This is a genomic window from Rugamonas brunnea (genome assembly GCF_014042345.1).
Taxonomy (GTDB): domain Bacteria; phylum Pseudomonadota; class Gammaproteobacteria; order Burkholderiales; family Burkholderiaceae_D; genus Rugamonas; species Rugamonas brunnea.
On the sequence record NZ_JACEZT010000004.1, the window covers coordinates 241457 to 265998 of the forward strand.

Genomic DNA, 24542 nt, shown 5'->3' on the forward strand with positions numbered 1-24542 from the left:
CAAAGTTCGCTAAAATTGACGTTTACGTTAACGTTAATGGCCGGTCACCGGCCGCGTGCACGATTTTCCCAACTGATAGAGGACGGACATGCAGATTCAAGACAATGTATTCATCATCACCGGCGGCGCATCGGGCCTGGGCGCGGCCACGGCCCGCATGATTGTGGCGGCGGGCGGCAAGGTGGTGCTGGCTGACGTGCAGGTGGAAGCAGGCCAGGCGTTGGCCGCTGAACTGAAGGGCACCTTCGTCAAGTGCGACGTGACCTCGGAAGCGGACGGCCTGGCCGTGGTGGCCGCCGCCCAGGCGCTGGGCACGCTGCGTGGCCTGGTCAACTGCGCCGGCGTGGCGCCGGCCGTCAAGACCGTGGGCAAGGATGGCCCGCACCCGCTGGACGTGTTCCAGCGCACCATCAACATCAACCTGGTGGGCACCTTCAACATGGCCCGCCTGGCGGCTGACGCCATGGGCAAGACGGCGGCCACCGAGCAGGGCGAGCGCGGCATCATCATCAACACGGCCTCCGTGGCCGCGTTCGACGGCCAGATCGGCCAGGCGGCTTACGCTTCGTCCAAGGCGGCCGTGGCCGGCATGACGCTGCCGATGGCGCGCGACCTGTCGCGCAGCGGCATCCGCGTGATGACCATCGCTCCCGGCATCTTCGAAACCCCGATGTTGCTGGGCATGCCGGCCGAAGTGCAGCAGGCGCTGGGCGCGATGGTGCCGTTCCCACCGCGCCTGGGCAAGCCAGCCGAGTACGCGCACCTGGCCAAGACCATCATCGAAAATGTCATGTTGAACGGCGAAACGATTCGTCTGGACGGCGCGATCCGCATGCAGCCGAAATAAGGCTTTTCGTGTAGGATGGCTGAATCAACGGGCGCGCGGCCCTGGTCGCGCGCCTTTTCATTTGGAGCCTCCATGATTCGTTTGAACTCCGGTTTGAAGTCCGTGGCGCCGGCGCTGGCGCTGCTAGGCCTGTTCTCCTTCCCGCCGGCGCCGGCCGTGGCGCAGGACGCCACCCCGGCGCCGGAAATCGCCACCGGCTACGCGGCCAAGCAGGGCGTGGTCGCCCGCAAGTACATGATGGCGGCCGCCAATCCGCTGGCCACCGAGGCCGGCTACCGCATGCTGCGCCAGGGCGGCAGCGCGATCGACGCGGCCATCGCCAGCCAGATGGTGCTGAACCTGGTGGAGCCGCAATCGTCGGGCATCGGCGGCGGTGCCTTCCTCATGTATTTCGACGGCAAACGCGTGCAATCGTACGACGGCCGCGAGACGGCGCCGGCGGCGGCCGACGAGCACCTGTTCCAGGATAAGGACGGCAAGCCGCTGTCGCGCGCGGCCGCTATCATCGGCGGGCGTTCCGTGGGCGCGCCGGGCGTGCTGCGCATGCTGGAACTGGCGCACCGCGAACACGGCAAGCTGCCCTGGGCCAGCCTGTTCGCGCCGGCCATCAAGCTGGCCGACGAAGGCTTCGCCGTCAGTCCGCGCCTGCACGCCTTGCTGGACCATGAGCGCTACCTGGCGCAAGATCCGGTGGCGGCGGCCTACTTCTACGACGCCAAGGGCCAGCCCTGGCCCGTGGGCCACGTGCTGAAAAATCCGGAACTGGCGCGCAGCCTGCGCGAGATCGCCGCCGGCGGCGCCGACGCCTTCTACAAGGGCCGCATCGCGCGCGACATCGCGGCCAAGGTGGCGGCCCATCCCACCAATCCCGGCAAGCTGACGGCGGCCGACATCGCCGGCTACCGCGCCCGGGAGCGCGCGCCCGTGTGCATCGACTATAAGGCCTGGACCGTGTGCGGCGCGCCGCCTCCATCGTCGGGCGGCATCGCCATCGCGCAGATGCTGGGCATCCTGTCGAACAAGGACATCAGCCCCTACAAGCCGGTCAACGGCATGCTGAACGCGGACGCCATCCACCTGTTCAGCGAGGCGGGCCGGCTGGCCTACGCCGACCGCAACCACTACGTGGCCGACACGGACTTCGTGCCGCTGCCGGGACGCGGCGTGGCGGCCATGATAGACCCGGCTTACCTGGCCCGCCGCGCGGCGCTGATCGGCCCGCGCTCGATGGGCAGCGCGCCGTTCGGCACCCCCGATGGCATGCAGGTGGCGTGGGGCACGGACACGGCGCTCGACAAGCCGTCCACTTCGCACCTGGTGGCCGTGGACGGCGCCGGCAATGGCCTGTCCATGACAACCTCCGTGGAAGACGCCTTCGGTTCGCGCCAGATGGTGGACGGCTTCCTGCTCAACAACCAGCTCACCGACTTCTCGTTCGACGCCGTCGATGCCGACGGCCCCGTGGCCAACCGGGTGCAGGCCGGCAAGCGCCCGCGCAGCGCCATGTCGCCCACGCTGGTGTTCGAGCGCGCCACGGGCCGGCTGGTGCTGGCCACCGGCTCGCCGGGCGGCTCGTCCATCATCAACTACGTGGCCAAGGTGCTGGTGGGGACGCTGGACTGGGGCCTGGACGTGCAGCAGGCCATCAGCCTGCCCAACTTCGGCAGCCGCAACGGCCCCACGGAGCTGGAGGCGGGGCGGGTGGCGCCCGAGGTGGTGGCGCAGCTGATCGCGCGCGGCCATGTGGTGCGCCAGTTCGACCAGAACTCCGGCCTGCAGGGCATCCAGCGGCGCACGGTGGACGGCCAGCCGGTGTGGTTCGGCGGCGCCGATCCGCGCCGCGAGGGCGTGGCGCTGGGCGACTAGGGCAGGGAAGCGGCCAGTGTGGCTATCAGGCGCTATCGTGACGCGAAAGTGGTGCCATGCCTTCCCCAACGGCGCCATACCCTGCTACTCTTGACCGCATGGGCATACAAAAGAAAACAGGCTTGATCCTGACCGGAGGCGGCGCCCGTGCCGCCTACCAGATCGGCGTGCTGCAGGCCATCTCGGAGATACTGTGGGAAGCGGGCTGGCCGCCGGCGCGCAACCCGTTCGACATCATCTGCGGCACGTCGGCCGGCGCCATCAACGCCACCGCGCTGGCCTGCCGCGCCGACAATTTCAGCGAAGGCGTGCAGCGCCTGCTCGACGTGTGGCAGCACATCAAGGTGGAGCAGGTGTACCGGGCCGACTCGCTGGGCGTGATCCGTTCCGGCGCGCGCTGGCTGTCGCTGCTGTCGTTCGGCTGGCTGCTGCGCAAGTGGCGCGCCACGCCGCCCCAGTCGCTGCTCGATAACACGCCGCTGGTGTCGCTGCTGCACCGCATGCTCGATCTGCCGCGGCTCGACACGGTGCTGTCCGAAGGCTTGCTGCACGCGCTGGCCGTCACCGCCTCGTCCTACAGCGGCGGCGAGCACATCACGTTCTACCAGACGGCGGCCGAGATCGCGCCCTGGGTGCGCATGCAGCGGGTGGCGCTGCAGGACCAGATCGGCATCGAGCACTTGCTGGCCTCGTCGGCCATTCCCTTCATCTTCCCCGCCACGCCGCTGTACCTGGGCGGCCACCGCGAATACTGCGGCGACGGCACCATGCGCCAGATCGCGCCGATCTCGCCGGCCATCCACCTCGGTGCGAGCAAGGTGCTGGTGGTGGGCGCGGGGCGGCTGTCGGAGCCGCCGCGCAGCGCCGCCGACGGCGCCGCCCGCTACCCCAGCCTGGCGCAGATCGCCGGCCACGCCATGTCGTCCATCTTCCTCGACAGCCTGGCGGTGGACATCGAGCGCCTGGAGCGGGTCAACAAGACCTTGTCGCTGCTGCCCGAGGAGCACCTGGAGAAGACGCCGCTCAAGCCGGTCAAGCTGCTGGTGATCGCGCCGTCGGAGCGGCTGGACGACATCGCCGGCCGCCACATCGCCAGTTTGCCGGTGCCGATCCGCACCATGCTGGGCGGCATAGGGGCCACGGAAACACGCGGCGCCGCCCTCGCTTCCTACCTGTTGTTCGAATCGACGTATACTGGCGAGTTGATTCGCCTTGGCCAGCGCGACACCCAGCTGCGCAAGGACGACGTGCTGGCCTTTTTCGACAGTTGAACCCCTGGGGATGGAATCCGTGTGCCGTTGTTGATCCGACGTCTCTGTAGTCTATTGCTGTTGCCGGCCGCCCTGCTGTGGGCCGCCGGCATGCACGCGGCCAGCGCCGGCGCACCGCCGCGCACCCTGCGCTTCGAGCAGCTGACGGTGGAGCACGGGCTGGCGCAGGAATCGGTGCTGGCCATCGCCCAGGACAAGCAAGGCTTCATCTGGCTCGGCACCCAGGCCGGCCTGACCCGTTTCGACGGCTACCGCACCGTCACCTACAAGAGCATGGTGTCCGACCCGCGCAGCCTGGGCGACAACTGGGTGCGCGTGCTGCACCTCGACAGCGCCGGCCAGCTGTGGGTGGGTACCGACGGTGGCCTGGACCGTTACGACCCCCGCACGCGCGGCTTCGACCACTTCCTGCCGCACGAATCGGCCAAGCGCGGCAACGGCAACCGCCACGTGCGCGCCATCGTCGACGACGGCCTGGGCGGCCTGTGGCTGGCCACCGGCGACGGCCTGCACCACTTCGATCCGTCCAGCGCCCGCTTCACCAGCTGGCACCACGACGACGCCGACGCGGCCAGCCTGGCCGACGACCAGGTCAATGCGCTGGTGCGCGACTGGTCAGGCCGGCTGTGGGTGGGCACGGCCACCGGGCTGGACATGCTGGCGCCGGGCGCCACCCGCTTCCAGCACCTCCAGCTCGACACGGCGCCCGACGCCAAGGCCAATTTCGTGGCGGCCCTGCAGCTGGACCAGGACGGCGCGCTGTGGGTGGGTACGCTGGCCGGGCTGGAACGGTGGCAGTTGAGCGAAGGTGCGCCCCAGCGCCACCGCCTGGGCGCGCGCGAAGGCCTCAAGGGCGGCAACATCACAGCCATCTACCTGGACGCGGAACACAACCTGTGGATAGGCAGCGGCGCCGATGGCCTGTACCGCTGGCTGCCGCAGGAGCACCGGCTGGCCCAGTACCGCCACCAGCTCGGCGACAGCCACAGCGTGGCCGACGACCAGATCTCGGCCCTGTTCCGCGACCGCGTGGGCACGTTCTGGGTCGGCACCTGGAACGACGGCGTGAGCCGGGTCGACATGGGCAGCGGCGGCTTCGCGCGGCTGGTGCGCCAGGCGGACCAGCCGCAGGCCCTGTCGGACAACAAGGTGCGCGCCATCGTGTCCGACGGCCATGGCCAGCTGTGGCTGGGCACCAGCGCCGGCCTCAATCTGTACGACCCGGCCACCGGCCACGCGCGCACCTGGCACCACGCGCCCGGCGGCTTGAGCGACGACCTGGTGACGGCCCTGTGGCGCGACGCCGGCGGCAACCTGTGGATAGGCGGGCGGGCCGGCATCAACCGCATGGACGCGGCCAGCGGCGCCATGCAGGCCTGGTCGTTCTCGCATGGCGATCCGGCCGGCGACACCATCCGCACCATCGTGGGCGACCGCGCCGGCCTGCTGTGGATCGCCTCGCGCGGCGGCCTGCACCGCTTCGATCCGCGCACTGGGTCCAGCCACACCTACCGCCACGATCCGGCCGACAGCGCCAGCCTGGCCGACAACGTGGTGCGCCCGATCCTCGAGGACAAGCGCGGCAACCTGTGGGTGGGCACCTTCAACGGCCTCGATCTGCTGGACCGCAAGAGCGGCCAGTTCCGCCACTTCCGGCGCGACCCGGCCGACCCCGCCAGCCTCAGTCACGACGAGGTGCACTACCTGTACGAGGACGAGCAGGGCACGATCTGGGTCGGCACGGCGGCGGGCCTGAACCGCATGGTGCAGGGCGCCGACGGCAGCGTGAAATTCCAGCGCTACCTGCGCCGCGACGGCATCGGCGACGACGCCATCGCCTCCATCCTGCCCGACGGCGCCGGCCACCTTTGGCTGAGCACCAACACCGGCCTGTCGCGCCTGAACATGCGCACCGGCCTGGTACGCAACTACTCGGGCGCCGACGGCACCATCGAGGGCGCCTATTTCGACGGCTCGGCCCTGCGCGCGGCCGACGGCACGCTGTACTTCGGCGGCTTCAACGGCATCACCGCGTTCGCGCCGGCCGAAGTGCGCGAAAACAGCGTGGCGCCCACCGTCGCCATCACGGACTTCCAGGTGTTCAACAAGTCGCTGCGGCCGGGGCAGGGCGCGCATGGCAAGGTGCTGAGCGGCGCCATCGAGCACACCAGCGCGCTCACGCTGGACCAGGCCGATTCCGTGTTCTCGCTCGAATTCACGGCGCTGCACTACGCGGCCCCGCAGCGCAACCGCTTCGCCTACCAGTTGCAGGGCTTCGACAAGGACTGGGTGGTGACCGATTCGACCAAGCGCTTCGCCACCTACACCAACCTCGATCCGGGCCAGTACATCTTCCGCGTCAAGGCCGCCAACAAGGACGGTATCTGGAACGACAATGCGGCCTCGCTGGTCATCACCATCCGGCCGCCGTTCTGGAAGACGTGGTGGTTCCGCACCCTGGCCGCCGTGGCGCTGGTGACGGCCGGCTACGCGGCCTACCAGGCCCGCATGCGCGGCCTGCGGCGCCAGAAGACGGTGCTGGAGCAGCAGGTCAGCCTGCGCACGGTGGAGGTGGAGCAGAAGAACCTGCTGTTGCGCCAGCAGACCCAGGAACTGGAGCAGCGCCGGTTGGAAGCGGAGGCCCAGCGCGCCGAGGCCGAGCAGCGTCGCATCGACACCGAACGCCAGAAGCAGGAAGTGGAGCGCCAGAAGGAGAACGTGGAGCAGGCCCACCGCAACATCTCCGTGCTGAGCGAACTGGGACGCGAGATGAGCGCCACGCTGGACATGGAAACGGCCATGCGCACGCTGTACCGCCACGTGCACCACCTGATGGACGCGCAGATGTTCGGCATCGGCTTCGTGCAGGAGGAGCGCGGCATCATCGAGTTCCCGTTCGCGATCGAGAGCGGTGTGCGCACGCTGCCCTACACGCGCCGGCTCGACAACCCCAACCAGCTGGCCGTGTGGTGCGTGACCCACCGCAGCGAAGTGTTCATCAACGATATCGACGCCGAGTACCAGCGCTACGTGGACGATGCGGGCGCCAGCCAGAACGTGCCGTGCATGCGCGAGGACGGTGTGCCGCCGGCGCTGGCGCGCTCGATGATCTACGTGCCGCTGGTGGTCAACGACAAGGTGGTGGGCCTGCTGTGCGTGCAGAGCGAAGGCAAGCACGCCTACCAGCAGGTGCACCTGGACATGCTGCAGACGCTGGCCGCCCACGCGGCCGTGGGCCTGGAGAACGCGCGCGCCTACCAGCAGCTGGAGGAAGCCTTGCAGGCGCTGCGTCTGACGCAGGAGCAGTTGCTGCTGCAGGAGCGCCAGGTGCGGCTGCACACGGACGAGCTGGCGCTGGCCAACCGCGCGCTGCAGGAGAACGACGAGCGGCTGCGCCTGGCCAAGCAGAAGGCGGAAGACGCCACGCGCCAGAAGTCGGAATTTTTGGCCAACATGAGCCACGAGATGCGCACCCCGCTGGCCGGCGTGATCGGCATGCTGAGCTTCGCGCTGCGCGACAGCCAGCTGCAGGAGAGCACGCGCGAGCAGATCCTGCGCGGCCAGGTCAATGCCCAGTCGCTGCTGTCGATCATCAACGACCTGCTGGACTTCTCCAAGATCGAAGCGGGCAAGCTGACCATCGAGAACATCGACTTCGCGCTGGCGGCGGCGGTGGAGAACGTGGTCAGCCTGTTCGAGGAGCAGGCTGCCGCCCACAGCGTGGGCTTCAGCCTGGAGTTCGGCGATGGCCTGCCGCAGTTCGTGGTGGGCGACCCAACCCGTTTGCGCCAGGTGCTGGTCAACCTGGTCGGCAACGCCTTCAAGTTCACCCAGCGTGGCTCGGTGCGCATGCGGGTCGAGCGGGTGGCACCGGGCCAGTCGCAGGGCGGGGTGGACGCGCCGCCGGGCGTGAACCTGATCCGCTTCACGGTGGCCGATTCGGGCATCGGCATCCCGGCCGACGCCATGTCGCGCCTGTTCCAGAAGTTCGAGCAGGCCGACGCCACCACCACCCGGCGCTACGGCGGCACGGGGCTGGGATTGGCCATCTGCCGCCAGCTGGTCGAGCTGATGGGCGGCGAGATCCGCGTGGCCAGCACGCCGGGCGTGGGCAGCACCTTCTCGTTCGAACTGCCGATGGCCAACGGCGTGGCGCCGCCGCTGGTGCCGCACGTGCCGCGCGAGCCGCACAGCCACCAGCTCAAGGTGCTGTGCGCGGAGGACTTCCCCACCAACCAGATCATCATCCGCATGATGCTGGAGGACCTGGGCCACAAGGTCGACATCGCGGCCAACGGCCTGCTGGCCGTCAAGGCCTGCTCCATGACGCGCTACGACCTGATCCTGATGGACGGGCGCATGCCGGAAATGGATGGCGCCAGCGCCACCCGCCTGATCCGCTCCGGCGGCACGCCGGACGCGCCGGTGCGCGACCAGGAACTGATGATCATCGCGCTCACGGCCAACGCCAGCGAGGAGGACCGCAGCCGCTACCTTGCCTCGGGCATGGACGATTTCCTGACCAAGCCGATCGACGAGGCGGCGCTGCACATGCAGCTCAGCCGCGCCATCGAACGCCAGCTGCAGCGCGGCGTGGCCTTGCCGCGCATGGAGCCGCGGCGGGCGCCGGCGGCCGCCACGGCGGACCTGGACGCCATGTTCGGGGTGGCGCCTGCCGGCCCGGAATCGGCCCGCGCGGCCCAGCACAGCGGCAAGGGCGATCTGCGCGCGCGCCTGCGCGGCGCCTTCCTGCAGGACGTGCCGGGCCGCCTGGCGGAGCTGGACCGCGCCCTGGCCAGCCGCGACAGCGAGGCCGCCGGCCGCCTGCTGCACGGCATCAAGGGCAGCGCCGGCTACCTGGAGGAGCAGGAACTGCAGGCCCTGTGCGGCGAACTGGAACTGGCGGCCGACCATGGTTACTGGGCGCAGATCGAGGCCGGTCTGCCGCGCCTGCGCCAACTGCTCGAACAGACGGCAGCCGCTGCCCCGCTGTGATCTTTTCGCCGCCGCGCCCTGTCTGAAACCACCTGTGATCGGGTAAGATGACGGCGGTGCCTTTCGCGCACAGGCACTGGAGAGCATGATGAAAGTATTGGTGGTGGATGACGATGTCGTGTCGCGCATGGTGTTGATGCACCTGATCGATGGCTGCGGCACGTTCGAGATCGTGGAAGCGGAGGATGGCGCCGACGCGTGGCAGCAACTGGAAGCGGGACTGCGGCCAGCCATCTGTTTTTGCGATTTGCGCATGCCGCGCATGTCGGGCATCGAATTGCTGCAGCGGGTCAAGCGCGATCCGGCGCTGCAAGCCATGCCGTTCGTGCTGGTCACTTCCGCCACCGATGGCGACACGGTGCAATCGGCCACCGATTCGGGCGCGGCCGGCTACGTGGTCAAGCCATTCCAGGCCGACCAGGTGCGGGTCCACCTGGCGCCGTTGCTGGCGCCGGTGTTGACACCATCCTCGGCACCCGACGAAGGCGAGCACGCGGCCGAGACGCCGGCCGCCACCCAGCTGCGGCTGGGCATCAACGCGGAACGGTTGCTGGTCTACCTCGGCGGGTTCCAGAGCCAGCTGGCTGCCGCCGGCGGGGAGTTGCAGCAGTTGCTGGCGCGCGGCGACCAGCAGGAAGCGCGCTTGCGGCTGGAACGCCTGCACACGGGGTGCGTCACGCTGGGCTTGCATGGCGCGGCCGCCGGCTTGCAGGCCGTGCTGGCGGGGCAGTTGTCCGGCGTGGCCGTGCAGGCCGTGGTGGCGGGCGTGCAGCGCGCCGTGGCGCGCCAGACCGACCTGACCCGGCAGGCCATGGGTTGAACGCCAGGCGGGCCCCCACCATTGCTCCCGCCTTCCTCCGCCAGCTCCACGTCGCACTTGAAGTTGAGATAGTTTAGGTTTAAAGTATCTGCCACAGGCTGTGAGGATACGACGACCAACTTCAGGGCGACCATGACCAGACCGACTGCCAGCAGTGCCGGCGCAAGCCATGCCAGCATGGGCGCCAGCGCCCACACCGACCCATTCACGCGCCAGCACCTGCCGCCGCCCGAGCAGTGGCCGGTGCTGCGCTTCGATTTGCCGGAGCTGCGCTATCCGGCCCGCCTCAATTGCGTGGCCGAACTGCTGGACCGGGCCGTGGCGGCCGGCGCCGGCGAACGCATCGCCATCCGCAGCGCCGGCGAACAATGGACCTATGCCCGCCTGCTGGAGCAGGTGGACCGCATCGCCCACGTGCTGCGCGGCCAGTTGGGACTGGAGACGGGCAACCGCGTGCTGCTGCGCGGCGCCAACACGCCGATGATGGCGGCCGCCATCCTGGCCGTGTTCAAGGCCGGCCTCGTGGCCGTGCCCACCATGCCGCTGCTGCGCGCGCGCGAGCTGGGCGTGATCCTGGCCAAGGCCCGCGTGAACGCCGTGCTGTGCGCGGCCAGCCTGCGCGAGGAAATGGAGGCGGCGCCCGGCGTACCGCAGCGCGTGCTCTACTTCGGCGACCCGGCCGCCACGACGGGGCTGGAAGCGCGCATGGCGCGCCAGCCGGCCAGCTACGCGCCGGTGGACACGGCGGCCGACGACGTGTGCCTGATCAGCTTCACCTCCGGCACCACGGGCGTGCCCAAGGGGACCATGCACTTCCAGCGCGACATCCTGGCCATCTGCGACTGCTTCCCCCGCTCCGTGCTCGGTTCGCGCCCGGACGATGTGTTCATCGGCACCCCGCCGCTGGCTTTCACGTTCGGGCTGGGAGGGCTGCTGCTGTTCCCGCTGCGGGTGGGCGCCAGCGCCGTGCTGCTGGAAAAACTGACGCCGGAAACGCTGCTGGCCGCGATACAGCAATACCGGGCCACCATCAGCTTCACGGCGCCCACCTTCTACCGCCAGATGGCGCCGCTGGCGGCGCGCTACGACATCGCCAGCCTGCGCCAGAGCGTGTCGGCCGGCGAGGCGCTGCCGCTGGCCACGCGCGACGCGTGGCGCCAGGCGACAGGGCTGGAAATGATCGACGGCATAGGCGCGACGGAACTGCTGCATATCTTCATCTCGGCCGCCGGCGCACAGGTGCGGCCCGGCGCCACTGGCAAGCCCGTGCCCGGCTACCGGGCCTGCATCCTCGGCCCGGACGGCAAGCCGGTGGGGCCGGGTGTGATCGGGCGGCTGGCCGTGCAGGGGCCGACCGGCTGCCGCTACCTGGACGACGAACGCCAGCGCGAATACGTGGTGGACGGCTGGAACCTGACGGGTGACGCCTATGAGATGGACGAGGAAGGCTATTTCCACTACCGTTCGCGCACCGACGACATGATCATCTCGGCCGGCTACAACATCGCCGGGCCGGAAGTGGAGGAAGCCTTGCTGCGCCATCCGGCCGTGGCCGAATGCGGCGTGGTGGGGCGGGCCGACGACGAACGGGGCCAGATCGTGGAAGCCCACGTGGTGCTCAAGCCGGGGCACGCGGCCTGCGACGCGCTGGCGGCCGAGCTGCAGGAATTCGTCAAGCAGCAGATCGCGCCGTACAAATATCCGCGCGCCGTGCGCTTCCGCGCTGCGCTGCCGCGCACGGAAACGGGTAAGCTGCAGCGCTTCAAGCTGCGCGCCGAGGGCGAACACCAAGATTGAGAGAGTGGCATCCATGAATATCGTATGCATAGGCGGTGGTCCGGCCGGGCTGTATTTCGGCCTGCTGATGAAGAAGCAGGACCCTGCCCACGTCATCACCATCATCGAGCGCAACCGGCCGTACGACACCTTCGGCTGGGGCGTGGTGTTTTCCGACCAGACGCTGGGCAACCTGGCGGCGGCCGACGAACCGACTGCGCGCGCCATCCTGCAATCGTTCAACCACTGGGACGACATCGACATCCACTTCAAGGGCCAGAAGGTCAGCTCCGGCGGCCACGGTTTCTGCGGCATCGGCCGCAAGCGCCTGCTCAACATCCTGCAGCAGCGCTGCGAGGAACTGGGTGTGCGGCTGGTGTTCGAGACGGAAGTCACCGACGACCAGGAGATCGCCGCCCGCTATGGCGCCGACCTGGTGATCGCCTCCGATGGCCTCAACTCCCGCATCCGCAGCCGCTACGCCGCCAGCTACGCGCCGCAGATCGAAACGCGCCAGTGCCGCTTCGTGTGGCTGGGCACGAAGAAGAAGTTCGACGCCTTCACCTTCGCCTTCAAGCAGACGCCCTACGGCTGGTTCCAGGCCCACATTTACCAGTACGACGGCGATACCTCGACCTTCATCGTGGAGACGCCGGAAACCGTGTGGCGCGCGGCCGGGCTGGAGGAGATGAGCCAGGAACAGAGCATCGCGTGGTGCGAGCAATTGTTCGCCGAGCAGCTCGATGGCCACGCGCTGATGTCGAACGCGGCCCACCTGCGCGGCTCCAGCGTGTGGATCAAATTCCCCCGCATCGTTTGCGCGCAGTGGGTGCACTGGAACGATACCCCGGCCGGTCGGGTGCCCGTGGTGCTGATGGGCGACGCGGCCCACTCGGCCCACTATTCGATCGGCTCGGGCACCAAGCTGGCGCTGGAGGACGCGATCGAACTGGCGCGCTGCTTCGGCGCGCACGGGGACACGGCGGCCGCGCTGGCCGCCTACCAGCAGGTGCGGGCGGTGGAGGTACTCAAGATCCAGAGCGCGGCCCGCAATTCGATGGAATGGTTCGAGAACGTGGAACGCTACAGCGCCATGGAGGCGCAGCAGTTCGCCTATTCCATGCTGACCCGCAGCCAGCGCCTGTCGCACGAAAACCTGCGCCTGCGCGACGCGGCCTATGTGGCCCGCTTCGAGGCGTGGTTCGCGCGGCGCGCGTTCGCGCAGGCGGAGCTGCCGCCACCGGCCAGCCTGGCCATCCCGCCCATGTTCACGCCGTTCAAGGTGCGCGGGCTCACGCTCAGGAACCGCATCGTGGTCTCGCCGATGGCGCAGTACAGCGCCGTCGATGGCACGGTGGGCGACTACCACCTGGCCCACCTGGGCGCGCGCGCGCTGGGCGGGGCCGCGCTGGTGTGCGCGGAGATGACCTGCGTGTCGGCCGACGCCCGCATTACCCCGTTCTGCCCCGGGATGTACGCGCCCGAGCACACGGCGGCATGGAAGCGCATCGTCGATTTCGTCCACGCCAATAGCGATGCCAGGATCGCGCTGCAACTGGGCCACGCCGGCGCCAAGGGCTCCACCCGCGCCATGTGGGACGGCATCGACCTGCCGCTCGAGCGGGACAACTGGCCGCTGGTGTCGGCCTCGCCGCAGCAGTACCTGGCCGGCGTGTCGCAGACCGCGCGCGCCGTCACGACGGCCGACATGGCGCGCATCGAGGCCGATTTCGTGCGCGCCGCGCTGGCGGCGGAGGAAGCCGGTTTCGACTGGCTGGAGCTGCACTGCGCGCACGGCTATCTGCTGTCGTCGTTCATCTCGCCGCTCACCAACGAACGCGGCGACGAATACGGCGGCAGCCTGGAAAACCGCTGCCGCTTCCCGCTGCGCGTGTTCGCCGCCATCCGCACCGTGTGGCCCCAGCATAAGCCGATGAGCGTGCGCATCTCGGCCCACGACTGGGTCGAAGGCGGCATCACGCCGGACGACGCGGTGCGCATCGCGCGCCTGTTCAAGCAGGCCGGGGCCGACCTGATCGACTGTTCGTCGGGCCAGGTCAGCAAGCTGGAACGGCCCCAGTACGGGCGCATGTACCAGACGCCGTTCGCGGACCGGGTGCGCAACGAGGCGGATATCGCCACCATCGCCGTCGGTTCCATCTTCGAGGCCGACCACGCCAACGGCATCATCGCCGCCGGCCGCGCCGACCTGTGCGCCGTGGGCCGGCCGCACCTGGCCAACCCGGCCTGGACATTGGCCGAAGCCGCCCGGATCGGCTACGCTGGCGCTGGTGTGGCTTGGCCGAAACAGTACCTGGCCGGCAAGCAGCAACTGGAACGCAACCTGGAGCGCGAGCGCCAGCTGGCCGCCGCCAGCGCCGGCCTCACGCCGCAACAACTGGCCGCGCGCCTGCTGGAGGGCTGAATGATGAATCCCATCGCCGCCTCGCTGGAAGGACGGCACGCGCTGGTCACGGGCGGCGCGCGCGGCATCGGCGCGGCCTGCGCGCGGGCGCTGCTGCTGCGCGGCGCCACCGTCACGCTGGCCGGGCGCGACGGCGCCGCGCTGGCGCAAGCGGCTGCGCAACTGGACACGCTGGGCAGGGTGGAAACGGAGATCCTCGACGTGACGGACCAGGCCAGCGTGCTGGCCGGCTTCGCGCGCGCGGCGCGGCGCGCGGGGCGGATCGACATCCTCGTCAACAACGCCGGCCAGGCGGCTTCCGCGCCGTTCGGCAAGACCGACGCGGCGCTGTGGCAGCGCATGCTGGACGTGAACCTGACGGGCACTTTCCACTGCACCCAGGCCGCGCTGCCGGCCATGCTGGAGGCGGGCTGGGGCCGCGTCGTCAACGTGGCCTCGACGGCGGGGCTGGCCGGCTACCGCTACGTGGCGGCCTACGTGGCGGCCAAGCACGGCGTGGTGGGCCTGACGCGCGCACTGGCGCTGGAAGTGGCCGCGCGCGGCGTGACCGTCAACGCCGTCTGTCCCGGCTACACCGAGACGGACATGGTGCGCGAGGCCATCGCCAACATCGTGGCCAAAACGGGCCGCGACGAACAGCAGGCGCGCGCCGGGCTGGCGGCCGGCAACCCCCAGCAACGGCTGGTGCAGCCGGAGGAGGTGGCCAATGCCGTGGCCTGGCTATGCTTGCCCGAATCGGCCGCCATGACGGGGCAGGCCATCGCCGTCGCCGGCGGCGAAGTGATGTAAGCGCCGCGTCGCATGTCAACGCCGCATCTGATTAACAATGGAACCCAATACGATGTCACGCTCAGAGAACCAAGATCTTCCGGCCATGCCGGAGCATGATGAAACCGCGCCGGTGCTGGACCTGGCCAGCCGACTCACGGACGACCACCACCAGTCGCTCAAGCTGTGGCTGCGCATGCTCTCCTGCACGATGCGTATCGAAAGCGAGATCCGCGGCCGGCTGCGCACCACCTTCGGCATCACCTTGCCGCGCTTTGACCTGATGGCGCAGCTGGAGCGTTTTCCGGAAGGCCTGCGCATGGGCGAGCTGTCCAAGCGCATGATGGTCACGGGGGGCAATGTCACCGGCATCACCGACCAGCTGGAGCAGGAAAAGCTGGTGGTGCGCGTGCCCGACCCCAAGGATGGCCGCGCCTACAGCGTCAAGCTGACGGCCGCCGGCCGCCGCACCTTCGCCACCATCGCGGTGGTGCACGAACAATGGATCGCCGAATTGCTGCAGGACATGTCCAGCGCCGACAAGGCCCAGTTGATCGACCTGTTGTCGCAGATGAAGCGCCACCTGAATGCCTCCGTCCCGAAATAGGGACATTAATAAGGACAACCTATGCGATACCTCCCCGGCGAAGCGCAGCACCTGCCCGGCAACGTCAGCGCGCTGGCTAGCTACCAGGCCAGCCATTTCCTGTTCACCGTGGCCGATGGCGTGGCCACCGTCACCCTGAACCGGCCCGAGCGCAAGAACCCGCTCACCTTCGATTCCTACGCCGAATTGCGCGACCTGTTCCGCGCGCTGGCCTACGCCCAGGACGTCAAAGCCATCGTCGTGACGGGCGCCGGCGAGAACTTCTGCTCCGGCGGCGACGTGCACGACATCATCGGCCCGCTGACCAAGCTGGACATGCCTGGCCTGCTGGCGTTCACGCGCATGACGGGCGACCTGGTGAAGGCCATGCGCGCCTGCCCGCAGCCGGTGGTGGCGGCCGTGGACGGCATCTGCGCCGGCGCCGGCGCCATCCTGGCGCTGGCCTCGGACCTGCGCCTGGGCACGGCGCGCAGCAAGACGGCGTTCCTGTTCACGCGCGTGGGCCTGGCCGGCTGCGACATGGGCGCGTGCGCGCTGCTGCCGCGCGTGATTGGCCAGGGCCGCGCGGCCGAACTGCTGTACACGGGCCGTTCCATGTCCGGCACGGAAGGGGAGCGCTGGGGCTTCTTCAACAGCCTGCACGAGCCGGACGCGCTGGCCGGCGCCGCGCAGGCGCTGGCGCACAGCCTGGCCGATGGCCCGACTTTTGCCCACGGCATGACCAAGAAGATGCTGCAGCAGGAGTGGAACATGGGCGTGGACGAGGCGATCGAGGCGGAAGCCCAGGCCCAGGCCATCTGCATGGCCACCAACGATTTCCACCGCGCCTACCACGCCTTCGTGGCCAGGCAAAAACCGGCGTTCGAGGGGGATTGAGCATGGCCGACAAGAGTTACCTGGACTGGCCCTTCCTGGCGCCGCACCATGCGGAACTGGCGCGGTCGCTGGACGCCTGGGCCGCCGCCAACATCGTCGATGGCCACCATGGCGATGTGGATGCGGCCTGCCGCCACCTCGTCGCGCAACTGGGCGCGGCTGGCTGGCTGCGGCACGCCGTGGGCGGCAAGGAGTGGGGCGGGCATGGCGACGCGCTCGATACGCGCGCCTTGTGCCTGATCCGCGAAACGCTGGCGCGCCACAGCGGCCTGGCCGATTTCGCGTTCGCCATGCAGGGCCTTGGTTCGGGCGCCATTTCCCTGTTTGGCAGCGCCGACCAGCGCGCCGCCTATCTGCCGCGCGTGGCCAGCGGCACGGCCATCGCCGCCTTCGCGCTATCGGAGCCGCAGGCCGGCTCCGACGTGGCCTCCCTCGCGTGCGCGGCCGTGCGCGATGGCGATTATTATGTGCTCGACGGCGAAAAGACCTGGATCTCGAATGGCGGCATCGCTGACTTTTACGTGGTGTTCGCGCGCACGGGCGAGCAGCCGGGCGCGCGCGGCATCAGCGCCTTCATCGTCGACGCCGGCTTGCCCGGTTTCGCGATCGCGGAGCGCATCAACGTGATCGCGCCCCATCCGCTGGCGCGCTTGACCTTCACGGGCTGCCGGGTGCCGGCCAGCCAGCGCATCGGCGCAGCGGGGCAGGGCTTCAAGGTGGCCATGGCCACGCTGGACGTGTTCCGCACCTCGGTGGCGGCGGCTGCGCTGGGCTTCGCGCGGCGCGCGCTGGACGAGGCGCTGGTGCGCGCCACGGGACGCCAGATGTTCGGCCAGGTGCTGGCGGACTTCCAGCTCACGCAGGCGCGGCTGGCGCAGATGGCGACCGGCATCGACGCGGCGGCGCTGCTGACCTACCGGGCTGCGTGGCAGCGCGACCAGGGCCGCAATGTGACCAAGGAGGCGGCCATGGCCAAGCTGACGGCCACCGAGACGGCGCAGCAGGTCATCGACGGCGCCGTGCAGTTGTTCGGCGGCCTGGGCGTGGTCAGCGAGCAGCCGGTCGAGCGCTTGTACCGCGAAATCCGCGCGTTGCGCATCTACGAGGGCGCGACGGAAGTGCAGCAACTGATCATCGCACGCGAACTGCTGCGGGCCGCGCCGCCCGTCCATCCGCCCGAGCGTGGTGCTGCAACGTGAATCAAGCCACATGAATCAAGCACAATGAATCAAGCAACATGAGGAAACAACATGAGTGAACAGATGAAAATCCTGCAGCCGCCGGGCTGGGTGCGCCCGCGTGGCTATGCCAACGGGGTGGCCGCGCGCGGCACCACGGTGTACGTGAGCGGCATGATAGGGTGGGACAGCCAGGGCGTGTTCCACACCGACGATTTCGCCGGCCAGACCCGGCAGGCCTTGCACAATATCGTGGAAGTGCTGGCCGAAGCCGGCGCGCGGCCCGAGCACATCGTGCGCATGACCTGGTATGTGCTGGACAAACGCGAGTACGTGGCGGCCTGGCCTGCCATCGGCGCGGCGTACCGCGAGATCATGGGCGCGCACTATCCGGCCATGACGGCCGTGCAGGTGGCGGGCTTGGTCGAGGACCGGGCCAGGGTCGAGATCGAGGTGACGGCGGTGCTGCCCTGAGTGGCACTACTATCATTTCCCCATGAAACGTTAGTTTTTGATAGGTAATATAAAAAGATAAACTCTCAACGACAATATGTTATATTTGTCTTTCAAAAGAGACATTGTTGTATTGGCCATCTGCGTTGAGGGAATCATGGGAACAAATCTGAATAAGGGTGCTGCCGCCTTGCTGGCAGCGTTGTTGTGCGGTTTGAGTGTTTCCGCATCCGCCGCGACGACCCTGCTCGGCCCGGCCGAGCAGCATCAGTTGGCCGCGTGGCTGGGCGAGGGATCGTTGGCTTTCACCAACGTCTATACCAAGGCGGCCGGCGACACGTCACTCAACTTCCACCACGCTGCCGACGGCAAGGGCCGCACCTTCTCCATCATGCAGGCCACCAACGAGAAGGGGCAGACCTGGGTGATCGGCGGCTATAACCCGCAGAGCTGGAATTCGAGCGGCAGTTACAACATGACTACGGAGAACGCGCAACGCACGGCTTTCCTGTTCAACCTGACCAATGGCACCATCTTCCGCCAGACGCCCAAGAGCTACGCGATGGATACCATCGGCGCCTACCAGACCTACAACAAGGCTGGCTACGGTCCCACCTTCGGCACCGGCTACGACCTGTACGTGCCGGGCAACCTGACCACGGGCGGCTATTCCAGCCTGTACTCCTACATCGACCCGGCGACCAGCAACTTCAACGCCAGCGTGCTGGACGGTTCGGCGTTCGTCCGTCCCAACATCACCTTCGGCGCCATCGAGGTGTACACCATTTCGCCCGTGCCGGAGCCGCGCGCCTATCTGCTGGTGCTGCTGGGCCTGGCCACCATGGCCTTGCTGCGCGCGCGCGGACAGCGCACGCCACGGCGCGACTGAGGCGGGTGCCGGACGCGGGGCGGCAGGCACAAGGCCGCACCCGCATGACTGTTGCGTTTAAAGAAGAATATAGGTTAAAAAGCAAGAAAAATTACCTTTAGGCTAACGATGGTTGTAGAATGCAAGTTTGCGGCTCGCAGTACGGGCTGTGTTGCTGCCAGTCCGTTTTCCAGGGTGAGATTTCAGCGTGTTATTCAACACCTATTCGTTTTTTGCGCTCTTTCTGCCGCTGGCCTTGCTGGCCTATTTCCTGTGCTCCCGTTTCTCGCTGCGCGCTTCCATCGTGGCCCTGTTCCTGGCCTCGGTCGCGTTTTACTGTTACTGGGATGTGTCGTTCTTTCCCGTGCTGGCGCTGTCGGTCTGCTGCAACTACGCGCTGGGCAAGCTGATTTCTGGCCGGCATGCACATGATCCGCGGGCGGCCAAACGGTGGCTGCTGTGTGGCCTGGCGTTCAACCTGTCGCTGCTGGTGTTCTTCAAGTATGCCGACTTCCTGCTGTCCAACCTGAGCCTGCTGACGGGCACCGCCCATGCGCCGCTGGGCATCCGGCTGCCGATCGGCATCTCGTTTTTCACGTTCACCCAGATCGCCTACCTGGTCGATTGCCACGCCGGCAAGGTGCGTGAATACAAGCCCGAGAACTACGGCCTGTTCGTCACCTATTTTCCGCACCTGATCGCCGGTCCCATCATTCACCACCGGGACATGATGCCGCAGTTCGACCAGCCCGAGTCGCACCGCTTCTCGCGCGGCCGGCTGGCGCTGGGCTTGCTGATCTTCACGGTCGGCCTGTTCAAGAAAGTGATCCTGGCCGATGGCGTGGCGCGCTATGTGGGGCCGGTGTTCGACGCCGGCTATGCCCAGTTGACGGTGCTGGAAGCCTGGTCCGGCGCGCTGGCGTACACCTTCCAGCTGTACTTCGATTTTTCCGCCTATTCCGACATGGCCTACGGCCTGTCGTACATGTTCGGCATCATCCTGCCGATCAATTTCAATTCGCCGTACCGGGCCTTGTCCATCATCGATTTCTGGCGCCGCTGGCACATCACGCTGTCCAGCTTCCTGCGCGATTACCTCTACATTCCGCTGGGCGGCAACCGCCATGGCGGCGTCAAGCGCTACGTCAACCTGCTGCTCACCATGCTGCTGGGCGGGCTGTGGCATGGCGCCAACTGGACCTTTGTGGTGTGGGGCGCGCTGCATGGCAGCTACCTGATCGTCAACCACGGCTTGCGCCACATGCTGGGCGAGCGCGGCGGCCTGCCGTTGCGTTGCCTGGGCTGGCTGGCCACCTTCCTGGCCGTGGTGGTGGGGTGGGTGTTCTTCCGCGCCCCGACCGTCGCCGCCGCCTGGTCCATCGTGCACGCCATGTTCGCCGGCGCCGGGCTGGCGCAGGTGCCGGGCGCGCTGCTGGGGGTGAACCGCATCATGAACGTGCACGCCTGCCTGGGCTGGCTGCTGGCGTGCGGCGCCATCGCCTTCGGCCTGCCCAATGTGTACCAGGTGCTGGGGCGCGGCCTGCTGACCCGCCAGGAGGCGCGCCTGAACGGCATGGCCGGTGGCGCGCTGCTGGGCGGCTTGCTGCTGCTGTGCCTGTTGTTGCTGGCCGTGAGCGAAACGCGCGGCGTGTCCGAATTCCTGTATTTTAATTTCTGATGAAGATACTACGCATCTTGGGCGGGATGGGGCTGGGCGTGCTGGCGGTGGCGCTGGCGCTCGAATTGCTGTGCCGCTGCCTGCCGGTGGTGTCGGGCTTGCGGGTCGAGTCCACGGGTGGCGAGCAGCGCTTCAGCCGCTATCTGCCGCGCTTGCCCTACACGTATTCGTTCGGCTGGGCGCTCGACAACGCCCGCCAGGGCCGCACCAACGCCCAGGGCTTCAACAATTCGGCCGATTTCCAGGACCACGCCAAGGTGCTGGTGATCGGCGACAGCTTCATCGAAAGCCTGATGCTGGACTACCCGCAGACCGTGCAGGGCAACCTCGACCGCATGCTGGGCGGCGGCGTGTTCGCCGCTTCCGCGTCCGGCAACGGCCTGGCCGATTCGCTGGAACTGGCGCGCTACTATGTGCCACGCATCCATCCGGCCAACGTGGTGCTGTTCGTCGAGGAGACGGACGTGGGCGGCCTGCTCGATGCGCCCGGCCGCGGCCACAGCGGCTTCGTGCTGACGCCGGCCGGTCCCGTCATGGAGCACCATCCCTACCGCGAGGCCCAGGCCAAGCAACTGGCGCTGCGCTCGGCGCTGGTGCGCTACGTCTATTACAACCTGAAGCTGCGCGACTGGGTGCAGGGCCAGTGGGCCGCGCCGGCGCCAGTACCTGCGGCCGCGACCGCGTCCGCCGGCGCCGGGGAGGGCGGCAAGGACGGCGGCCTGGGCGCCCGCGCCGTGGCGTTGCAGTACTACCTGGACCAGTTGCACCAGCTCGGCGACCGGGCCGGCGTGCGTTTCATCTTCCTCGTCGATGGCAACCGCAAGGCCATGTATGCGGGCCGCGCCGGCGCCCACCTGTGGCCGGGGCAGGACCGCGAATTGTTCATCGCCGCGGCGCGCCGCAGCGGCTTCGCCGTCGTCGATACCCAGCCCGTATTCAGCCAGCACTGGGCCGAGGTGCACGAGCGCGTCGATTTCCTGCCGATGGACGGCCACTGGAACGCCGTGGCGCACCACCTGGCCGCGCAGCAGCTGCTGCCGTTGCTGGCGCCACCGGCGCCGGCCGCCCGGGCGGCGTCTTCCTTTGTGGGCGCAAACGCGCTATGATGCGGCGTCGCGCGCGACGTGTGTCACCATAGTTCAACGGATAGAATGGGGTCCTCCTAAGACTCTGATACAGGTTCGATTCCTGTTGGTGACACCAGATGGGGGCGGCCCGCAATCACCCTGGCATCGGCCAGGATTCAGCCCGCCGCGCGCAACTATCGGTACAATGCGTGCTTCTTTCATCCATCCCGCGGCCTGCCGCCCCTGACGGGCGCCGTCCCGGACACCTCCTCATTCATTATGGCAGTCATCTCCTTATCCTCGGCGCAACTGGCGTTCGGCCACGTCGCGCTACTCGATCACGCGGAATTTTCCCTGGAAACGGGCGAGCGCGTGGGCCTGATCGGGCGCAACGGCACCGGCAAATCGTCGCTGTTGAAAATCATTTCGGGCCGCTTCAAGCTCGATGATGGCTTGCTGGTGATGCAGCAGGGCCTGAAGGTCGCCTACGTCGAGCAGGAACCGGTGTTCGATCCGGAGATGACGGTGTCCGAGGCGGTGGCGGCCGGCATGGGCGACCTGCAGGACCTGCTCAAGGAATACGACGCGCTCACCGGCCAGTTCGGCCAGGGCGACGACGAGGCGCTGATGGAGCGCATGCATGACATCCAGGTCAAGCTCGACGCGGCCGACGCGTGGAGCCTGCCGACCAAGGTGGCCACCACGCTGGGCAAGCTCAACCTGCCGGGCGAGATGCTGATGAAGACGCTCTCGGGCGGCATGCAGAAGCGGGTGGCGCTGGCGCGCGCGCTGGTGTCGGCGCCGGACGTGCTGCTGCTCGACGAGCCGACCAACCACCTGGACTTCACCTCCATCCTGTGGCTGGAAGGCTTGCTGCGCGACTTCAAGGGCAGCGTGCTGTTCATCACCCACGACCGCTCCTTCCTCGACAACGTGGCGACCCGCATCATCGAACTCGACCGGGGCCGGCTGCTGTCCTACCCGGGCAACTTCAGCGCCTACCAGGTGCGCAAGGCCGAGCAGCTGGAGATCGAGGAAGTGGAGAACGCCAAGTTCGACAAGTTCCTGGCCCAGGAGGAAGTGTGGATACGCAAGGGCGTCAAGGCGCGCCGCGTGCGCGACGAGGGCCGCGTGCGCCGTCTCGAGGCGCTGCGCTTGCAACGGGCCGCGCGCCGCGAACAGCAGGGCCAGGTGCGGCTGGACGTGTCGGCCGGCGAGCGCTCGGGCAAGATCGTCGCCGAGCTGGAGAACATTTCCAAGACCTATGGCGAGAAGGTGGTGATCAAGGACTTCAGCGCCACCATCCTGCGCGGCGACAAGGTGGGCCTGATCGGCCCCAACGGCGCCGGCAAGACCACGCTGCTCAAGATCATCCTGGGCGAGGAGGCGGCCGACGCCGGCACCGTGCGCCTGGGCACCAAGCTGCAGGTGGCGTACTTCGACCAGATGCGGGCCCAGCTCAACGAGGAAGCCAGCCTGATGGACACCATCGCGCCCGGCAGCGACTGGGTCGAGATCAACGGCCAGCGCAAGCACGTGATGAGCTACCTGGGCGACTTCCTGTTCGCGCCCGAGCGCGCCCGTTCGCCCGTCAAGTCGCTGTCCGGCGGCGAGCGCAACCGCCTGCTGCTGGCGCGCCTGTTCGCCAAGCCGGCCAACTGCCTGGTGCTGGACGAACCGACCAACGACCTCGACATCGACACCCTGGAGCTGCTGGAGGAGTTGCTGGAAGATTACACGGGCACCGTGTTCCTCGTCAGCCACGACCGCACCTTCCTCGACAACGTGGTGACCCAGGTCGTCGTGGCCGAAGGGGAGGGCCGCTGGCGCGAATTCGTGGGCGGCTATACGGACTGGGAACGGGTACGCACGCCGGCCCCGGCCCCGGCGCCGGCCAAGGGCGCAGCCAAGGCCGACAGCAAGGCCGACAGCAAGGCCGACAGCAAGGCCGAGCCGGCCGCGCCGGCCGCCCCGGCTGCCGCCCCGGCCGCCAAGCCGCGCAAGCTCAGCTTCAAGGAGCAGCGCGAACTGGAGGAATTGCCCAAGCTGATCGCCAGCCTGGAGGACGAGCAGACGGCGCTGGCGCTGCAACTGTCGGACCCCGATTTCTACAAGAAGAACGCGGCCGAGGCCAAGCGCGTCAACGGCCGCATGGAGCAGATCGAGGAAGAGTTGCTGGCCGCGCTGGAGCGCTGGGAAGCGATCGAAGCCGTCACGCGTGGCTGAGATCGTCACTTGCTGGCTCGTCAGGCCATGCAAAATGTTGTAACATAGGCATGTTGTGGCCGCCCGCCGGCGGCCGTTTTTTCCCAGTCAGGAAAACGCATGCCCACCCCCCTTACTTGCCCGCCGCCCGCCGGCGCCCTGCGCCGCCGGGGCCGCCATGTTTGAGCGCCAGACCTGGCCCCGGGTACTGCCCTTTGTCACCTACCTCGCCTTCATTGCCATCGCCGACGGGCTGACCCGCCTGGGCGTGGACGCGGCGCCGCTGCGCTGGCTCTATCCGGTCAAGATCGCCGTCGTGCTGGCCCTGCTGCTGGCCTGCTGGTCCCGCTACGAGGAATTGCGGCCGGTCCGGCTCGACTGGCGCGCCGCCCTCACGGCCGTGCTGGCAGGAGTGGTGGTACTGGTGTTGTGGATTAACCTCAATGCCGGCTGGATGACGCTGGGTGAGGGCGCGGGATTTGATCCCGTGACCAACGGCAAGATAGACTGGCTGCTGGTGGCGGTGCGCATCGCGGGCGCGGCACTGGTGGTGCCCGTGATGGAAGAATTGTTCTGGCGCTCGTACCTGATGCGCTGGATCGTCGCCCCCCAATTCCTGCGGGTCGCCCCCGCACAATTGGGATTGCGGTCATTTGTTGTCACAGTGGTATTATTCGGCTTCGAACATAATCTGTGGCTGGCCGGCATGGTTGCCGGCGCCGTGTACGGCTTGCTGTACTTGCGCAGCGGCAGCTTGTGGTCGCCCATCCTCGCCCATGGCGTGACCAACGGCTTGCTGGGTGGCTGGATTATTTCTACGGGCCACTGGACTTACTGGTAAT

The 24542-nt window shown here is 68.1% G+C and carries 17 protein-coding genes and 1 tRNA gene; all 18 read left to right on the forward strand.

Annotated elements, in window-relative coordinates; translation table 11 throughout:
• The first annotated feature begins 88 nt into the window (after positions 1 to 88).
• The 18 genes from H3H37_RS08575 to H3H37_RS08660 all read left to right on the forward strand — a co-directional run bounded on the left by H3H37_RS08575 (position 89) and on the right by H3H37_RS08660 (position 24541).
• Positions 89 to 847 carry a 3-hydroxyacyl-CoA dehydrogenase gene (locus tag H3H37_RS08575; protein WP_182161405.1) on the forward strand — a complete coding sequence of 253 codons (759 nt, stop codon included), beginning with the start codon at positions 89 to 91 and terminating at the stop codon, positions 845 to 847.
• Between the two features lie 72 nt (positions 848 to 919).
• A complete protein-coding gene (gene ggt / locus H3H37_RS08580; protein WP_182161406.1) occupies positions 920 to 2713 on the forward strand; it encodes a gamma-glutamyltransferase in 1794 nt (597 codons plus the stop codon).
• A 98-nt stretch (positions 2714 to 2811) separates the two neighbouring features.
• Positions 2812 to 3984: a patatin-like phospholipase family protein gene (locus tag H3H37_RS08585; RefSeq protein WP_182161407.1), complete on the forward strand. Its 1173-nt coding sequence runs from the start codon at positions 2812 to 2814 to the stop codon at positions 3982 to 3984.
• 54 nt (positions 3985 to 4038) lie between these two features.
• Positions 4039 to 8979 carry a two-component regulator propeller domain-containing protein gene (locus H3H37_RS08590; protein WP_311197428.1) on the forward strand — a complete coding sequence of 1647 codons (4941 nt, stop codon included), beginning with the start codon at positions 4039 to 4041 and terminating at the stop codon, positions 8977 to 8979.
• A gap of 85 nt (positions 8980 to 9064) precedes the next feature.
• Complete coding sequence (locus H3H37_RS08595; RefSeq protein ID WP_311197429.1) at positions 9065 to 9799, forward strand: response regulator; 735 nt, start codon at positions 9065 to 9067, stop codon at positions 9797 to 9799.
• 132 nt (positions 9800 to 9931) lie between these two features.
• Positions 9932 to 11596, forward strand: coding sequence for an AMP-binding protein (locus tag H3H37_RS08600; RefSeq protein ID WP_182161408.1), 1665 nt, complete (start codon positions 9932 to 9934; stop codon positions 11594 to 11596).
• Positions 11597 to 11609: 13 nt separating this feature from the next.
• Positions 11610 to 14000, forward strand: a complete 2391-nt coding sequence (locus H3H37_RS08605) for a bifunctional salicylyl-CoA 5-hydroxylase/oxidoreductase (RefSeq protein WP_182161410.1) — start codon at positions 11610 to 11612, stop codon at positions 13998 to 14000.
• Positions 14001 to 14003: 3 nt separating this feature from the next.
• Positions 14004 to 14789: an SDR family NAD(P)-dependent oxidoreductase gene (locus tag H3H37_RS08610; protein WP_182161640.1), complete on the forward strand. Its 786-nt coding sequence runs from the start codon at positions 14004 to 14006 to the stop codon at positions 14787 to 14789.
• Between the two features lie 85 nt (positions 14790 to 14874).
• The gene (locus tag H3H37_RS08615) at positions 14875 to 15375 is read left to right on the forward strand and encodes a MarR family winged helix-turn-helix transcriptional regulator (RefSeq protein WP_229218736.1); all 501 of its coding nucleotides are present in this window, start codon (positions 14875 to 14877) and stop codon (positions 15373 to 15375) included.
• Positions 15376 to 15396: 21 nt separating this feature from the next.
• The gene (locus H3H37_RS08620) at positions 15397 to 16251 is read left to right on the forward strand and encodes an enoyl-CoA hydratase family protein (protein ID WP_182161414.1); all 855 of its coding nucleotides are present in this window, start codon (positions 15397 to 15399) and stop codon (positions 16249 to 16251) included.
• A 2-nt stretch (positions 16252 to 16253) separates the two neighbouring features.
• Positions 16254 to 17450, forward strand: coding sequence for an acyl-CoA dehydrogenase family protein (locus tag H3H37_RS08625; protein ID WP_182161416.1), 1197 nt, complete (start codon positions 16254 to 16256; stop codon positions 17448 to 17450).
• Positions 17451 to 17513: 63 nt separating this feature from the next.
• A complete protein-coding gene (locus tag H3H37_RS08630) occupies positions 17514 to 17903 on the forward strand; it encodes a RidA family protein (RefSeq protein WP_182161642.1) in 390 nt (129 codons plus the stop codon).
• A gap of 136 nt (positions 17904 to 18039) precedes the next feature.
• Positions 18040 to 18771, forward strand: a complete 732-nt coding sequence (locus H3H37_RS08635) for a PEP_CTERM-anchored TLD domain-containing protein (protein WP_182161418.1) — start codon at positions 18040 to 18042, stop codon at positions 18769 to 18771.
• Positions 18772 to 18958: 187 nt separating this feature from the next.
• Positions 18959 to 20428, forward strand: a complete 1470-nt coding sequence (locus H3H37_RS08640; protein WP_182161420.1) for an MBOAT family O-acyltransferase — start codon at positions 18959 to 18961, stop codon at positions 20426 to 20428.
• Complete coding sequence (locus tag H3H37_RS08645) at positions 20428 to 21534, forward strand: hypothetical protein (RefSeq protein ID WP_182161422.1); 1107 nt, start codon at positions 20428 to 20430, stop codon at positions 21532 to 21534. Before H3H37_RS08640 ends, H3H37_RS08645 begins: the two co-directional genes overlap by 1 nt.
• A gap of 22 nt (positions 21535 to 21556) precedes the next feature.
• Positions 21557 to 21631 (forward strand) — tRNA-Arg (locus tag H3H37_RS08650).
• Between the two features lie 143 nt (positions 21632 to 21774).
• The gene (locus H3H37_RS08655) at positions 21775 to 23721 is read left to right on the forward strand and encodes an ATP-binding cassette domain-containing protein (protein ID WP_182161424.1); all 1947 of its coding nucleotides are present in this window, start codon (positions 21775 to 21777) and stop codon (positions 23719 to 23721) included.
• A gap of 157 nt (positions 23722 to 23878) precedes the next feature.
• On the forward strand, positions 23879 to 24541 hold the full coding sequence (locus tag H3H37_RS08660; protein ID WP_182161426.1) for a CAAX prenyl protease-related protein: 663 nt from the start codon (positions 23879 to 23881) through the stop codon (positions 24539 to 24541).
• Position 24542 lies beyond the last annotated feature (1 nt).